This window comes from Denitrobaculum tricleocarpae (genome assembly GCF_007004665.1).
Classification (GTDB): Bacteria; Pseudomonadota; Alphaproteobacteria; order Kiloniellales; family Kiloniellaceae; genus Denitrobaculum; species Denitrobaculum tricleocarpae.
The window spans coordinates 61110-76532 of sequence record NZ_ML660059.1; the positions used below are offsets into that span (position 1 = coordinate 61110).

Genomic DNA, 15423 nt, shown 5'->3' on the forward strand with positions numbered 1-15423 from the left:
CCGAACGAGGCGTCGCAACTACCCAAACAGATCTTGAGTTGTTGTGATAGAGCAGACTAATAACAACAACAGGTTTTAATAAAATCTAAGCGGTAGTTGTTTTTTCTTCAAAACACCTGAAAATTGTATATGAGCATATTATGATCAAAAATTATGCAGCGGCACAAATCAACCGGAAGGCGATCCGGCGCGTTTAATCGACAGGCATTTCCTCTTTTTTATGTTATACATCAGTATATTAAACTGTTTTTGCACAATTTTTACGCAGAAAGGTCCGGACAAAGGAGCATCCACTAAAATGCACGCAAAACCTGTGGTTAGACAATGACTCCCCACGCCGGAGGTGTGTTTAAGCGCAGGGATTTTTTTCGATTACTTACTAAAATTCTTTGCTGCAACCACTTCTATTTCCACTTTGAATATTTCTCGCGCGAAACCCGATACAATCATTAGGGTCGAAGCCGGCGGCGGCGATTCAATGAAGCTGTCCCGCACTGCCATATAGGCCGGAAGATAGGACCGGTCAGTGACAAATGCATTGATCCGGACCAGATCTTCGAAGCCCATTCCGGCATCGCGGAGTAACTTGCCAATACTTTCGAAACAGAGTTCGGCCTGCGCGGCAGCGTCCTCGGGAATCTTGTCGTCCTGGGTAATGCCCAACTGACCGGACCCGAACAGGACATGAGTTCCCGGCGGCACGACAACGCCATGGCTGTAGAGCGCGAAGGGCGCGCGCATAGACTCAGGTGTGTGGTGGCTCAACATTGCGCTACACTCAATCATGATTACAGTTCAACAAGAGGGCCTGATTACAGCCCGACAAGAGGGTAGGTAGAGTGCTGCGTTATTGGCAAGACCTGACAACCGACGACTTCGAAGACCTGGACCCAGCCATCACTGTGGCGGTCATGCCGCTGGGCGCTATCGAGCAGCACGGCCCGCATCTGCCGGTTTCCACCGATGCCGTGATCGCGGAGGAGATGGCTAAACGCGCCTTGACGCAGTTGCCCGCCGACGTCCCCGCGCTGCTCATGCCGACGCAAGCGATCGGAAAATCGAACGAGCATCTGGCCTTCGCGGGCACCTTGACCTTGAGCGCCAAGACTCTGATCGATGTCTGGTATGAGGTCGCCGAAGGCGTGAAACGCGCCGGACTCGCGAAGATTTTATTCATCAACGCCCATGGCGGCCAGCCGCAGATCATGGAAATCGTTGCCCGCGAGCTGCGGGTCAAACAGGAGATCCTGGTGGTCAGTTCCAGTTGGTGGCACATGGGCTTGCCTGAGGGGCTGGTCGATGCGGAGGAAGTTCGGCATGGCATTCATGGCGGCACCATCGAAACCTCGATCATGTGCCACCTGCGCCCGGACCTGGTCAAAATGGACAAGGCCGCCAACTTCGTGTCGATCCTGCCCGAAACCGAGGCGGCGAACGAACGCCTGCGCTATGTCGGCGGGGTCGGCATCGGCTGGCAGGCGCAGGATCTGCATCCGCTGGGCGTTGCAGGCGATGCGAGTAAGGCAACGCCCGAGATCGGCCGGGCCGTGGTCGAGCATGTGACCGCGGGGCTGGCGCGGCTGATCACCGAAGTCTCGCTTCACCCGCTGTCCTCACTGGTTTCGCGGTAGCGGCAAATCGCACCGCCATTGGTCCATCTGTTGTTCGAAAAACAAGCATGCTAGGCTACTGGTCAAACAAAGGGCAAATGACCAAAAATTAGACTGACTTGGGGAATACCAGCCTTCAATCCGGCTTGCCTGCATAAGAATTCCAGTCAAACGCACTGGCACCGGACTTGCAGCAAGCAGCAGGTTGGACTCAACGAAAACACAGTGCAGGCGCCGGTTCCTCTCCGGCTCCACCCCCGAAAGCAAGAACAAGGGAGACCCGGGACATGCAATTGGTGAGAGATAACCTTTATGTCGCAGAAAAAAGCGTTGCAGCCTTCAAAAAAAGCCTGAAACGCGCCGCCGCCGGGACTCTCGCCGCCGGCCTTTTTGTCCTGACAAGCATCACCGCGGCAAAGGCGCTGGATGAAGTGACCTTCGGCACCAACTGGGTGGCCCAGGCAGAGCACGGCGGCTTCTATCAGGCGGTTGCTGATGGCACCTATGAAAAGCACGGCCTGAAGGTCACCATTCTGCCGGGTGGCCCGCAGGCCAACAACCGCCTGCTTCTGCCCACGGGCAAGGTCGATTTCCTGATGGGCGGCAACATGCTGCAGGCTTTCTCGGCCGTGGAACAGGGTATTCCGACCAAGGCGATCGCGGCGGTCTTCCAGAAAGAGCCGCAGGTCATCATGACCCACCCCGGCCAGGGCCTGGACAGCTTCGAAAGTCTGAAGGACATCAAGCTTCTGATCGGCAAAGGCGGTCTCAACAGCTTTTATCAGTGGATGATCTCGGAATACGGCTTTTCAGAAGACCAGGTGCGGCCCTACACCTATAACTCCGCGCCCTTCCTTGCCGACAAACGGCTCGGCCAGCAGGGTTATCTGACCTCCGAGCCCTTTGCGATCGAACGTGAGACCGGCGTTGAACCCAATATCTTCCTGCTCGCCGACTACGGCTTCGATACCTATTCCACCACCATCGAGACCAGAAACGAATTGATCGAAGAAAATCCCGATCTGGTGCAACGCTTCGTCGATGCCTCGATCGAGGGCTGGTACAACTATCTCTATGGCGACAATTCGGCGGCCAACGATCTGATCAAGACCGACAATCCGGAAATCACCGACGAACAAATCGCCTTTTCCATCGCCAAGATGAAGGAGTACGGCATCGTCGATTCCGGCGATACCGAGGCCCTGGGGATCGGCGCCATGAATGACGAACGCATGACCAGTTTCTTCAACAAGATGGTCAAGGCCAAGGTTGTCAGCGCCGATGTCGATTACAAGCAATCCTACACGCTGGATTTCGTGAACAAGAAAGTCGGACTGGACCTGCGGCCGAAGTAAGTGGTGGGCGTCATGGCCGAGGTTAAAACAGCGCAGGGAAACGGCAATGTCGTTTCCCTGCGCCATGTCTCCAAGCGCTTCTCCAACGGCACTCTTGCCCTGCAGGACATGTCGCTCGACATCGGCAAGGGCGACTTCGTCAGCCTCCTGGGCCCCTCCGGCTGCGGGAAGTCGACGGCCCTGCGGATCATCGCGGGCCTGGGAGACACGACAGAAGGACAAGTTCACTGGCCGGACGGCAAGCCCGAACGCGGAGACATCGGTTTCGTGTTCCAGGAACCGACCCTGATGCCGTGGGCCAATGTTTTCGAGAATGTCTGGCTGCCGCGGCGCCTGGACGGCGCCTCGAAATCGACGGTCCGCGACGAAGTCAGCGAAGCTCTGGAGATGGTTGGCCTCGGCGGCTTCGCAGCCGCCTATCCGCGCGAACTTTCAGGCGGCATGAAAATGCGCGTCTCCATTGCCCGCGCCCTGGTGACCAAGCCGAAGATTCTCCTGATGGACGAGCCCTTTGCCGCCCTGGACGAAATTACACGTTTCAAGCTCAACGACGATCTTCTGCATCTCTGGGAGGCGCACCACTGGACGGTTGTCTTTGTCACCCATAGCGTTTTTGAGTCTGTCTACCTCTCGAACCGCATCGTGGTGATGGCAGCACGTCCGGGCCGGGTGGCCCAGCAACTCGGCAACGATGCGCCCCATCCCAGGGGAGATGGCTTCCGCACCTCCGAGGACTATGCCCACCTCTGCCGGAACGCGTCGGATGCGCTGCATGCCGCCATGGATGAACACACGACCCGAGCGGAGGTCACGGCATGAACGTCTCACCGACCGACCCGGCCGGTGGTACCGGCCCCAGACCAGCCGAAGCAGCGGGCTCAAGATCAAGTAAAGCGGGGAACATGACCAGCGCCCTCGAAGAAACCGCCTTAAAGTCCGGTCCCGACTTGAGAGCCGCCGCGGAGCGCCGGGACCGCTGGCTGCGGATTATCCTTCCCGTGGTTATCCTGACGAGCGCCATTCTCGGCTGGGAAGCGCTCGTGCGGATACAGGAAATTCCGCATTACATCCTGCCGGCGCCAAGCCTGATTATGGAAACCCTGGTCAAGGACTGGGCGGTGCTCTCCGGCTCGCTGATCACGACGCTGCAAATCACCTTTGCCGCCCTGGCAGTCGCGGTCGCGGGCGGTGTCGGACTGGCGGTGCTTTTCACCCAGTCGAAATGGGTGGAAATCAGTTTCTTTCCTTTTGCTGTCATCCTGCAGGTTACGCCAATTATCGCCATCGCGCCGCTGATCCTGATCTATGTGGACAGCATCCCAGTGGCCCTGCTGATCTGTGCCTGGATCGTCGCCTTTTTTCCAATCCTCTCCAACACGACCCTGGGTCTGAATTCGGCCGATCACAATCTGCGCAATCTATTCCAGCTCTACGGCGCCTCGCGCTGGCAAACGCTCTGGCACCTGCAGCTTCCCGCCGCCATGCCCTACTTCCTGGGTGGCCTGAAGATCGCCGGCGGATTGGCCTTGATCGGTGCGATCGTCGCGGAATTCGCCGCCGGCTCGGCAGGGCGCGGCGCGGGACTGGCCTACCGCATTCTGGAATCCGGTTACCGCCTCAACATTCCACGCATGTTCGCCGCACTGCTGCTGATCTCCGTAACCGGTATTCTGATTTTTCTGACCTTCAGCCTGCTGTCCCATCTGATGCTGAGAAAGTGGCACGAAAGCGCCATAAAGCGGGAGAACTGATCGTGCGCGAAAAGGCTGAACAACAGCACACCTGGATTACCAACGCAAAGCTGCCGGTCGCCCTGCTGGAGCCGGACACGGCCCTCGACCTTCAAAGCGCCGACCCTGAAGGGCTGATCTCAGCGGATATCCGCATCGAAGGATCGCGCATCGCCGAAATCACACCCCCGGCACGCCGGCAGGGGAAAGAGCAGATCGATCAGCGCGAAGGAATGATCCTGCCCTGCTTCGTGGACATGCATACCCATATCGACAAAGGCCATATCTGGCCCCGCAAACCCAATCCGGACGGCACCTTCGATGGAGCGCTCTCCGCCGTCCTGGAGGACCGAGAGGTTAATTGGGACGCGGCGGACGTCCGCCGGCGCATGGACTTCTCGTTGCGTTGCGCTTACGCCCATGGGACTGCCGCGCTGCGCACTCATTTGGACTCCTCGGATCCGCAGCACAAGATTTCCTGGCCACTCTTTGCCGAAATGCGTGAAGAGTGGGCGGGCCGGATCGACCTGCAGGCGGCCTCGATCCTGGGGATCGATCGCTTTCTCGAAGGCTTCGGGCCGGAACTGGCGGATCAGGTTGCGGCCTGCGGCGGTATACTGGGGGCTGTCACCTTCATGATGCCGGGCCTCGACGAAGCTCTGGATATCATTTTTCAGCTGGCCGCGGATCGGGGGCTCGACCTCGACTTTCACAGTGATGAAAGCCTGGACCCGGAGTCCAGGAGCCTGCGGCATGTCGCCGAAGCCGCGATTCGCAACGATTTCCCCGGGCGTGTCGTCTGCGGCCACTGCTGCTCGATAGCCTACCAGCCACCCGAAGAGGCCGAAGCCTGCCTCGACCTCCTGCTGGAAGCCAAGATCGCGATCGTTTCCCTGCCTATGTGCAACATGTACCTGCAGGACCGTGCCGAGCAGCGCACGCCGCATGCGCGCGGTGTCACACTTTTGCGCGAAATGCGGAACTGGGGTATCCCGGTGGCCGTTGCCTCGGACAACACGCGCGACCCCTTTTATGGCTATGGTGATCTGGACGGACTGGAAGTTCTCCGCGAGGCCATACGCATCCTGCAGCTTGATTGCCCGGTGCGCGAGTGGGTCTCGGTCATGACCCGCTGGCCCGCGGATATCATCGGCCGCCCCGACCTTGGACGTCTGGCGGTCGGGGGCCCGGCGGATCTGCTGCTGTTCGACGGACGCAACTACTCGGAGCTGCTGTCCCGCCCGGAGAGCGGACGGCGGGTAATACGAAGCGGCCGCATCATCGACAGCAGCTTACCGGACTACCGGGAACTGGACGATCTGATGACCGGAAAATCACTTAAGGGAGCGGCATGAGTCAGTACGAAATCTCCGCGTTGAAGCAGGAACTCACCGGTCTCGCGATGGTCGACGATCCGCGCCTCGTACGTCAGAAAAGCCGCGACTTCTTCTGGTATTCGCCGGTCCTGAAACGTCAGCTTGATCATGTTTCGGGCGATCTGGTGGTCACGCCCCGAAACGAGGCAGAAGTCATCCGGGTCCTCAAAGCCTGTTACGCCCAAGGGGTTCCGGTGACACCGCGCGGTGCAGGCACCGGCAACTATGGCCAGGCCATGCCGTTATCCGGCGGTGTCGTCTTGAACCTCGCGGAGATGCGGGCCGTACGCGAAATCGGCGAAGGCCGCGTGGTCACCGAGCCCGGCGCGATCATTGCCAAGATCGACGAAGAGACCCGCGCCCACAGCCGCCAGGAAATGCGGATGTTTCCCTCGACCTACCGTACTGCGTCGATTGGCGGATTTATCGGCGGCGGGTCCGGCGGGGTCGGCTCCATCACCTGGGGCGGACTGCGCGACTTCGGCAATGTTCTGCGCCTGCGCATCGTCACCATGGAGGCTGAGCCGAGACAGCTGGAACTGACCGGTGAAGACCTGCACAAGGTCATGCACGCCTACGGCACCAACGGCATTATCACCGAGGTCGAGGCGCCGCTTGCCCCAGCCTATGACTGGACTGAGGTCATTGTGGGTTTCGATGATTTCATGACCGGGGCGCGCTACGCCAACGACCTCGCACGCCAGGACGGGATCCTGAAAAAGCTGATCACGCCCATCGCCGCGCCGACCCCGCACGACTATCTGAGCCGAGACCATAGCTTTGCGCGCCGCGATCAATCGGTGGTGCTGTTGATGATTGCGCCGCATGCCATGGACGCTTTTTTGACGTTCCACCAGCGCGCAACCGGGAACGCGGCTGCGGGCGGCAAAAGCGAGATCCTGTTCCGTTCGGACAAAACGACGGAGGAAGAGCGCAAGAACCTTCCGCCGGTTTACGAACTGGCCTGGAATCACACGACCCTCTGCGCCCGCAGGGTCGAGAGAGACATCACTTATCTTCAGGTGCTCTATCCTTTCCCCGGTCAACTTGAACTGATTGAAAAGATCCACAAGCACTTCGGCGACGAGGTGCCGGCGCACCTGGAATTTGTGCGCTTTGACGGCGACATCACATGTTTCGGCCTTCCACTGGTGCACTTCTCGGACGAGAAGCGTCTGGAAGAGATCATGACCATCCACGAGGACATGGGTGCGCCGATCTTTAATCCGCACCGCTTTACGCTCGAAGAGGGCGGTATGAAGCAAACCGACGCCGTGCAATTGGCGTTCAAGCGCGAAGCCGATCCGCGGGGCCTTCTCAATCCCGGGAAAATGATTGCCTGGGACGACCCGGAGTTCGATTACAGCAGCCAGAAGACCTATCTCTTTCCTGGCATGCAAAGCGCTGAGTAGGCCGGGAAATGCGCGTCCTGGTCCTTTTCGCACATCCCGTCGAAACCTCATTCCAGGCCGCCCTTCACAGCCGTGTCGTCGAAACCCTCACTTCAGGCGGGCACGAGGTGGATGATTGCGATCTCTACGCCGAAGGCTTCGACCCCCGCCTGACGCGCGCCGAGCGCCTCGCCTACCACGACCTTACGGCAGACCGCTCCCCGGTGCAGGAATACATCGACCGCCTTCAGGCGGCGCAGGCTCTGGTACTGGTCTTTCCGGTCTGGAATTTCGGTTATCCGGCGATCCTGAAAGGCTTTTTCGATCGTGTTTTCCTGCCCGGAGTCGCCTTTCGCATGGAAAACGGCAAGGTCAGGCCGTCACTGGGTAACCTCAAACGCACGGCGGCCGTCGTGACCTATGGCGGCAGCCGCATGCGGGCGTTTTTGCTTGGGGATGCGCCCCGCAAACAGGTCACCCGTGTGTTGCGGGCGCAAACATTGGGCACTCCACAGGATTATCTGGCACTCTATGACCTTAACCGCGCCAGCGCAGATAAGCGCGCCGCGTTCTTGCAGCATATTCAAGCCGTGATGGAAAATTTTAAGTGAGAATTTTACTTGTCTACAGTCACCCGGTCCCGGAGAGCTTCAACGCGGCGGTAAGGGACACGGCCGTGGAAACCCTGAACCGGGCCGGACACGATGTGAAGCTGCTCGATCTCTATGCCGCCGGCTTCGACCCGGTGATGCATATGCAGGAGCGGCGCGATTACCACACCAGGGACCTCAACGAGGACCCGGTCAAGGACCACATCGAGCTGCTGAGATGGGCGGAGGGTTTGCTCTTCGTCTATCCGACCTGGTGGTACGGTTTGCCGGCGATGCTGAAAGGCTGGCTGGACCGGGTCTGGGTACCTCACGTTACCTTTACGATGCCCGAGGGCAATCAGCCGATCCGTCCGCTCATGACCCACATTCGCTTTCTGGGCGCGGTAACGACCTGCGGCGCACCCTGGTGGTGGAGCAAGGTCGTCGGAGAACCGGGACGCCGCACAATCCTGCGGGGTATAGGTGCGCTCTGCGCGAAGCGCTGCCGGAAGCTCTGGCTGGCGCATTACAAGATGGACGCTTCGACAGACAGCAGCCGGAGGCTTTTTCTCGAACAGCTGCAAAGCAAGCTCAGGCGGATTCGATAAAAACCGCAAATCGCCGGAAGCTTAAACCGGAGTGCGATCGCTCCCGATTCCGTGGATCACGCGGGAGCATCGCTCTCTCAGATCAACGCAAGGGGCTGGTTCTGCTTCAGACTCACTGCGATGAAGAACAACCAGCCTCTTTTCCTGTTCAGCCGTCTGCCAGAGTCCGGCAAAGCTGACGCAGAGCAAGCTGATGCTTGGCGTTCTCGATCCGGGAAAAATTCCGCACGAGATCCATGTGGTGCCGCTTCGGGCCGGTCTCATCGGCTTCGATGCCCTGCTCGATGCCCTCGTAAAAGTAGCTGACCGGAACGCCCATGACGCGGGCAATCTCGAACAGCCGACCCGCGGTCACACGGTTGGTGCCGCGCTCATACTTCTGGGCCTGCTGATAGGTCACTTTAATGCGCTGAGCCAGCATCTGCTGGGTAAAGCCAAGAGCAATACGCCGTTCGCGGATCCGGTTCGCGACATACTTGTCGACCTGCTGGTTGCTTGGCTCTGTGGCCGGTAATTCCTGATACATTTTTTTGATCCTTCTGGTCTCTCACACTCGGTTCAATTGGTCGGCCGGGCCATCGCATCGACCCGCGGTTCAACGAGGCTTCAACAGCCTCTAGGGTCGGCCTCGCGAGCAGCCAACCGACGGGACAGCAAAGAGCTGACATCCGCTTTGCTTATGGGTTCAACCATGACGTCAACATCCAAACCTACTTTCGCGGATGCGAGCTCACGGGCCGCACCTAGGAAAAAACTCTCCTTGCTCGACGTCAGGACAACGTGCGCACTCGAATCACGAGCATCCAGCCAGTTGACCAACTCAAACCCATCCATGCCTTGCGAAAAGAAGTCATAGACGATGACCGAAGGTGCGAAGCGCTCGTAAATCCGCAGAAACTCGCGGGTACTTGATGTCACCTCCACCTGATAGCCAAGGGCTTCGCCAACCTCGCGTGTTAGCTTTAGAAAGGAACAAGCCCCATCGAGCACCAGAAGTCTGCGGCCCAGATCACCCTTCGCCGGAGCGGCATCACCGTCCGTTGAATTGTCTGGGTTCGAGTGTGCAAACATTCCAGTGGTCTCCAAGTTGTTTGTTGCTAATAGCAAAGATACGTTTTACGTGTGCTCGCGTCAATAGATTTGTTGCTATTAACAACGATAATTAGTATGGTTTTTCTATGAGGGAAAATACCTATGCTCAATCCAAGTAGGGCCGATATGGGTCTTTCGCTGCTTCTCGAGCAGACGGCGCGGTCGATATACGACAAGCGTGGACCTACTGATATTCATCCGGGTCAGTGGTCAGCCTTGCGCTATTTTGCCCGCGCCAACAGAAAAGCACGCACGGTCGCGGGACTGGCAACATTCCTTGGGGTAACCCGTGGCCCCGCGTCGCGCGCAGCAAACAGCCTGGTCAAACAGGATTTTCTGCAGTCGGAAATCAATCCGCAGGATGGCCGCTCGCCGCTTTTCACCGTGACCGAGAAAGGCCGCGATGCTCTAAAGCATGATCCTATTATCCGGCTCGCCCGGGCGATCTCCGATCTGAAAAAGGATCAAAGGTCAGACCTCGCCGAGAGTCTGGAGCAACTCTACAGCTCATTGAACGGGTAAACCCCCGTTTCACAGACATCACTGTCGCCTCCCAACAGTCTCACTCCCCGACCTGTCCAGGCGTAGAAGTTCGCACTGAAGTCCAGATTTCCTCGAATTCGGCCGGAGGTCCCGGAACAGTCGGAACCGGGGCCGGGGCCGGCGAGCAACTTCCGTATCCCGGCACAGCCTCAAAGCAGCTCAGCGCACCTTGAGCCCGGAACAGCCGGAACACACACCACAACAGCGGCATGGACAACGCAGTTCCCAGCACCATAAAATTGCATAGAAATGGCCCGGCAAAGAATCTTGGACAGACACTCTCGCCGACCGCGGGCTTTGCGCTGACTGTTTTGGAAGCATCATGTGGAACTTCTCGCTAAGACGCCAGACAGCGGCTCGAGCGCCCGCTAACGAAGACGACCTGGCCGAGAAGCTTGCTGAACTGACAGAAGCCAACAAACAACTGCAGGCCCAATTAGAAGAGCAACGCAGAAAACAGATCCTCTTGGAGGAGAGTGAAGCCAAACTCAGCGACCACGCACGCGCCGCATCCGACTGGATGTGGATGCAAGACGAGAATCTGCGCTTCAACTACTTTTCAGATGAATTCGCCCTCGCGAACGGGAACACGACGAGTGAGTTTCTAGGGAAAACCCGCTGGGAGATGGGTGAAGTCGACCCAAGCAACGAAGAAAAGTGGCGCGCGCATCGGGCCTGCCTCGAAGCCCGTAAAGCTTTCCGCGATTTCCGATTCAGTTGCCGCACTCAAGACGGCAGGGTGCAACACTACAAGAGCAGCGGCGTGCCCTACTTTGACCGTGCCGGAAAATTTCTCGGGTACCGCGGAACCGGGAACTGCGAAACCGACGAGGTCTTGGCGCAGCAAAAAGCAAGGCAGCTTGAGCAGAGTTACCGCGAGATCTACGAGAACGCCGCTGTCGGCATCTTCCGCGCAACTCCGGAGGGCAAGTTCCTGCAGGCCAACCCGGCCCTTTTCAAGCTCTTTAATTTTCCCGACGAAGAAGAGTTCCTGGAAGCCGTCAACACCGCGCCGGACAACCTGTTTCCTGAGCCTGTCCTTCGGATCGCCGTCAAGCGGGAGATCGACAAAAAGGGCGTGCTCGACGGCTTCGAGACCAAGCTGCGGGACAAGACCCATGCAAAAAGTGTTTGGGTCAGCATCACCGCGAGCAAGATCTTAGACGAAAAGGGTGATGTAAAATATTTCGAAGGCATGGTTCAGGATGTCAGCAAGCATAAGAGCGCTGAAGCAGAGCTGAAACGGCGTGAGCGCGAACTGACTCAGGCCCAGCGCATCGGCCGCAGCGGCCATTGGCGCTGGTACATCAAAGAAGGTGTTATAGAGCGTTCCGAGGAAATGTGCCGACTGCTCGGCATCTCGACCGAAAATACGCTCTCATCCAAAGAGGATGGCGACGGATTCATCCACCCGGAGGACCGGGCAGCCTTTCAGGCCCGACAAAGGCATGCCATCGACCAGGGCATCGCCTACAAAAGCGAACACCGCGTGCTGATGCCCGACGGTGCGGTCAGATTCCACTCCTGCGAAGGCCACCCGGAACGCAATTCCGCCGGAGACATCGTCTCTATCTTTGGAATCAACCGGGACGTCACGGAGAAAAAGGAAGCCGAAAACGCACTGCGCGAGAGCGAGCGGCAACTCAATGAAGCCCAAAGACTCGGTCATATCGGACACTGGCGCTTTTGCGCCGGGCGGAGAATGACACAGTGGTCCCACGAGCTCTGGCGAATTTTCGGCCTCGAGCCTCAAGAGAGAGAACTGACGCTCGACGAAGTCTTTTCGAAAATGCATCCGCAGGACCGAAAGGCGATGCAGGATCAAAGCCGCAATGCCTGGGCACAGCAGCAGCATTTCATGCAGGAGTATCGAATCATCCGCCCGGATGAATCGATCAGATACGTGAAAGTCGAAGGACACCCGGAACTCGACAACAATGGCGACCTGATCGCTTATTTCGGCGTCACTCAGGATGTAACCGAACAAACGGAAGCGGATGCCGCGCTGAAAGAGAGCAATGCACGGAATCAGGCCATTGTGGAAGCTTTGGACAGGGCCAATGTCGGCCTGAGTATCGCGAACATCGAGCGCGGCATCATTGACGTCAACTCGGCCGTCCTGAAGATTGCCGGTCTGACCAGGAAAGATCAGATGATCGGCCTTAAACTGACCGATCTGAATCAATACAGCAAAACCGACTTTGCCGCGCTCCGGCGCGAAAACTATGATGCCATTGAAAAAGAAGGCAGTTGGGTCGGCGAATTCGATTGGCAGCGGCCGGACGGCGAAGTGCGAAGCCTCAGCGTCCGCTCAGCGCCCTTCATCGGCGATTCGATCGTGCATCTGATCGCGGATGTCACCGAGCAAAAAAGACGGGAGCGCCGCGAGGCCGAACTGGAAGAGGGGCTGAAGCAGAGCCAGAAGATGGAAGCGCTCGGTCAAATGGCCGGCGGGATCGCACATGAAATCAACAATCTTCTTCACCCGATCATTAATTTTACCAAGCTCACGTTGAACAAAACGACAGACGCACAGCTCAACCATTACCTCTCGCGCGCACTGGAATGCAGCCGCAAAGCTGCAGATATTGTGAATGATGTCCTAACTTTTGCACACAAGGGCTCGGGCGAACGTACCGCGGTGAACCTGGCGGAACTGACGGCGCGCACCATGCGCTTCGCACAGGACATCACCCCTCCCGACATCAGACTGACTCTCGAAACGAATGAGGACAACGTACCTGCGGAGGTTAACGAAACCGAATTCATTCAGGTGGTACTTAATCTTGTGCAGAATGCCAACGATGCCATGGGGGGTGCTGGAGAGGTCAAACTAAAACTGGACTGTGTTACACTGGCCCCGGGAGAAACGGAGAGATTGGAAATCGAACAAGGGCATTATGCGCGCATCACCATAAGCGACCGGGGACAGGGGATTCCCGACGATATTATGGATCATATTTTCGAGCCCTTCTTCACGACCAAGGAGGTGGGTCGCGGCACGGGTCTCGGTCTGGCCGTCGTCTATGGTATAGTCAAAGGCTGGAAAGGCGCTATTTCAGTAAACAGTGAAAAAGATGTAGGCTCTTGCTTCGAAGTTTATGTTCCTATCGTCCGCGAAGCTGCAGCAGCCCCGGAGAGTAAAGGCGTATGAAGAAAATACTGGTTGTAGATGATGACGAATTTGTTCGGGAAAGTATCTGCGCCGTCTTGAATGTGTCCGGCTATCAGACGCTGGAAGCCGGAAATGGCGAAGAAGGCGTCGTGCTCATCAAGGAGGAAGCCCCCGACCTCGCAATCGTCGACATCTGGATGCCGAAGGTTGACGGTCTGTCATTGCTACGTCAGGTGCGCTCGGAAAACTCCGATCTGCCCATCATTATCGTGTCCGGCGGCGGCCCCGGCGAGACACTCGAGCGTGCGACCGCCATCGCCGACGTCCACAGCGCCGACCATGTCCTCTTCAAACCCTTCGAAGACGACGAGTTGCTCGAGATGATCGAGAAACTCCTGGCGTGAACCCAAGCCCCCGTGCGCGAAACGACCGGCCTTCATACGGCATAGCCTGGCGAAGCCCGGCCCCACGCCCGGAACGCTGACAAACCCAATGGAACAGATCCGGCCCAAGTCTTACAGTTAGATCTGATCTAAGGCGCGGTGTAGCTGGTCTTCACCGTGGTATAGAACTCAACCGCATAACGTCCCTGTTCGCGCGAACCATAGCTGGAGCCTTTGCGGCCGCCGAACGGTACGTGATAGTCCACACCGGCGGTCGGCAGGTTGACCATGACCATTCCCGCCTCGGCATTGCGCTTAAAGTGGCTGGCGTGCTTCAGAGATGAAGTTGCGATACCTGCGGAGAGTCCGAAGCTTGTGTCATTGGCCGTCGCCAGTGCTTCATCGTAGTCCTTCACCCGCAACACGGTCGCCACCGGACCGAAGATTTCCTCACGGTTGATGCGCATGTGATTGCTGGTTTCGGTGAAGAGTGCCGGCTGCAGATAGAATCCCTCAGTCTCACGGTTCAGCCGCTCGCCGCCCCAGGCCAGCTTCGCGCCCTCTTTCTGACCGACGTCGATGTAAGAGAGATCCTGGTCCAGCTGACTCTGGTCGACCACCGGACCAATATGGGTCGAAGGGTCCAGGGCATTGTCGACTTTCAAGTCCTTGAGTTTCCCGATCACCGTATCGACGAAGCTGTCATGGATGCCCTCGGTCACGATCAAGCGGGACGACGCCGTGCAGCGTTGGCCGGTCGAAAAAAAGGCGCCGTTGACGGCCGCATCAGCCGCGACGCCGACGTCCGCATCGTCCAGAACCACAAAGGGATTCTTGCCACCCATTTCCAGCTGCACCTTCTTGAGGCTCTCCGCGCACTTGGCAGCCACGTGTTTGCCCGTGGCCACAGAACCGGTGAAGCTGATGCCATCGACCTCTGGAGAAGAAAGAAGTGCTTCGCCCACCACCGATCCGCGTCCCATCACCAGATTCAGCACGCCGGCAGGAAGACCCGCACGCACCAGAATATCCGCGACAGCCCAGGCGCAGCCCGGCACCAGATCGGCGGGCTTCAGCACGACGCAGTTCCCAAAAGCCAGCGCGGGCGCAAGCTTCCAGGCCGGAATTGCGATCGGAAAATTCCAGGGCGTAATAATGCCGATCACACCGAGAGGCTCGCGCGTGATCTCCACATCTACGCCGGGCCGGATTGAAGCGACTTTCTCGCCTGGCGTCCGCAGCGCTTCACCGGCAAAGAACTTGAAGATCTGGCCGGCACGCATAGTTTCGCCGATGCCTTCCGCCAGGGTCTTGCCTTCTTCACGGGAGAGCAATTCACCAAGTTCGGCTTTCCGGGCGATGATTTCGTTGCCGGCGGCGTCCAGGATATCAGCGCGCTGTTGTGGCGTGGTCGCCGCCCAGGCTGGGAATGCATCGCGAGCGGCGGCGATTGCCTGTTCGGCCTGGGACGCCGAGGCCCGGGAATAATGGCCCACCACATTGGAGAGGTCGGAGGGATTGATATTGTCGTTCGCATCGCTGCTCTCGATCCACTCTCCGCCGATGTAATTTGCCTGCACCTTCATAACGTAACTCTCCTCTGTCCAGGTCTTTCAAAAACCGCGGCTAT

At 58.1% G+C, this 15423-nt stretch carries 15 protein-coding genes; 11 read left to right on the forward strand and 4 right to left on the reverse strand.

The genetic code is table 11. From position 1 onward, the window contains the following. Window positions 1-372 precede the first annotated feature (372 nt). Window positions 373-768: a RidA family protein gene (locus FKG95_RS21055; protein ID WP_142898398.1), complete on the reverse strand. Its 396-nt coding sequence runs from the start codon at window positions 766-768 to the stop codon at window positions 373-375. A 71-nt stretch (window positions 769-839) separates the two neighbouring features. On the opposite strand from FKG95_RS21055, the gene FKG95_RS21060 reads away from it, so the two are divergent. From FKG95_RS21060 to FKG95_RS21090, 8 genes are all read left to right on the forward strand, one after another. Beyond that, complete coding sequence (locus FKG95_RS21060; RefSeq protein ID WP_142898399.1) at window positions 840-1631, forward strand: creatininase family protein; 792 nt, start codon at window positions 840-842, stop codon at window positions 1629-1631. Window positions 1632-1897: 266 nt separating this feature from the next. Beyond that, a complete protein-coding gene (locus FKG95_RS21065; RefSeq protein WP_142898400.1) occupies window positions 1898-2965 on the forward strand; it encodes an ABC transporter substrate-binding protein in 1068 nt (355 codons plus the stop codon). A 12-nt stretch (window positions 2966-2977) separates the two neighbouring features. Continuing rightward, on the forward strand, window positions 2978-3784 hold the full coding sequence (locus FKG95_RS21070; RefSeq protein ID WP_142898401.1) for an ABC transporter ATP-binding protein: 807 nt from the start codon (window positions 2978-2980) through the stop codon (window positions 3782-3784). Then, the gene (locus FKG95_RS30020; protein ID WP_246116844.1) at window positions 3781-4716 is read left to right on the forward strand and encodes an ABC transporter permease; all 936 of its coding nucleotides are present in this window, start codon (window positions 3781-3783) and stop codon (window positions 4714-4716) included. The genes FKG95_RS21070 and FKG95_RS30020 overlap by 4 nt, the downstream gene beginning before the upstream one ends. 2 nt (window positions 4717-4718) lie before the next feature. Continuing rightward, the gene (locus FKG95_RS21075; protein ID WP_218940311.1) at window positions 4719-6050 is read left to right on the forward strand and encodes a cytosine deaminase; all 1332 of its coding nucleotides are present in this window, start codon (window positions 4719-4721) and stop codon (window positions 6048-6050) included. Continuing rightward, complete coding sequence (locus FKG95_RS21080; protein WP_142898403.1) at window positions 6047-7483, forward strand: FAD-binding oxidoreductase; 1437 nt, start codon at window positions 6047-6049, stop codon at window positions 7481-7483. Before FKG95_RS21075 ends, FKG95_RS21080 begins: the two co-directional genes overlap by 4 nt. 8 nt (window positions 7484-7491) lie before the next feature. Next, window positions 7492-8073, forward strand: coding sequence for an NAD(P)H-dependent oxidoreductase (locus tag FKG95_RS21085; RefSeq protein ID WP_142898404.1), 582 nt, complete (start codon window positions 7492-7494; stop codon window positions 8071-8073). Beyond that, the gene (locus tag FKG95_RS21090) at window positions 8070-8660 is read left to right on the forward strand and encodes an NAD(P)H-dependent oxidoreductase (protein WP_142898405.1); all 591 of its coding nucleotides are present in this window, start codon (window positions 8070-8072) and stop codon (window positions 8658-8660) included. Before FKG95_RS21085 ends, FKG95_RS21090 begins: the two co-directional genes overlap by 4 nt. Before the next feature lie 148 nt (window positions 8661-8808). On the opposite strand, the gene FKG95_RS21095 is transcribed toward FKG95_RS21090, so the two are convergent. Both FKG95_RS21095 and FKG95_RS21100 read right to left on the reverse strand, forming a co-directional pair. Beyond that, window positions 8809-9186: a helix-turn-helix domain-containing protein gene (locus FKG95_RS21095; protein WP_142898406.1), complete on the reverse strand. Its 378-nt coding sequence runs from the start codon at window positions 9184-9186 to the stop codon at window positions 8809-8811. A gap of 80 nt (window positions 9187-9266) precedes the next feature. Next, window positions 9267-9731 (reverse strand): response regulator, encoded by a 465-nt coding sequence (locus tag FKG95_RS21100; RefSeq protein ID WP_142898407.1) that lies wholly within the window; start codon window positions 9729-9731, stop codon window positions 9267-9269. Window positions 9732-9854: 123 nt separating this feature from the next. Between FKG95_RS21100 and FKG95_RS21105 the strand changes: the two genes are divergently transcribed. From FKG95_RS21105 to FKG95_RS21115, 3 genes are all read left to right on the forward strand, one after another. Next, window positions 9855-10274: a MarR family winged helix-turn-helix transcriptional regulator gene (locus tag FKG95_RS21105; RefSeq protein ID WP_142898408.1), complete on the forward strand. Its 420-nt coding sequence runs from the start codon at window positions 9855-9857 to the stop codon at window positions 10272-10274. A gap of 547 nt (window positions 10275-10821) precedes the next feature. Further along, a complete protein-coding gene (locus tag FKG95_RS21110; RefSeq protein WP_425456771.1) occupies window positions 10822-13449 on the forward strand; it encodes a PAS domain-containing sensor histidine kinase in 2628 nt (875 codons plus the stop codon). After that, window positions 13446-13814, forward strand: coding sequence for a response regulator (locus FKG95_RS21115; RefSeq protein WP_142898410.1), 369 nt, complete (start codon window positions 13446-13448; stop codon window positions 13812-13814). The genes FKG95_RS21110 and FKG95_RS21115 overlap by 4 nt, the downstream gene beginning before the upstream one ends. A gap of 128 nt (window positions 13815-13942) precedes the next feature. On the opposite strand, the gene FKG95_RS21120 is transcribed toward FKG95_RS21115, so the two are convergent. Then, the gene (locus tag FKG95_RS21120; RefSeq protein WP_142898411.1) at window positions 13943-15379 is read right to left on the reverse strand and encodes an aldehyde dehydrogenase family protein; all 1437 of its coding nucleotides are present in this window, start codon (window positions 15377-15379) and stop codon (window positions 13943-13945) included. Window positions 15380-15423 lie beyond the last annotated feature (44 nt).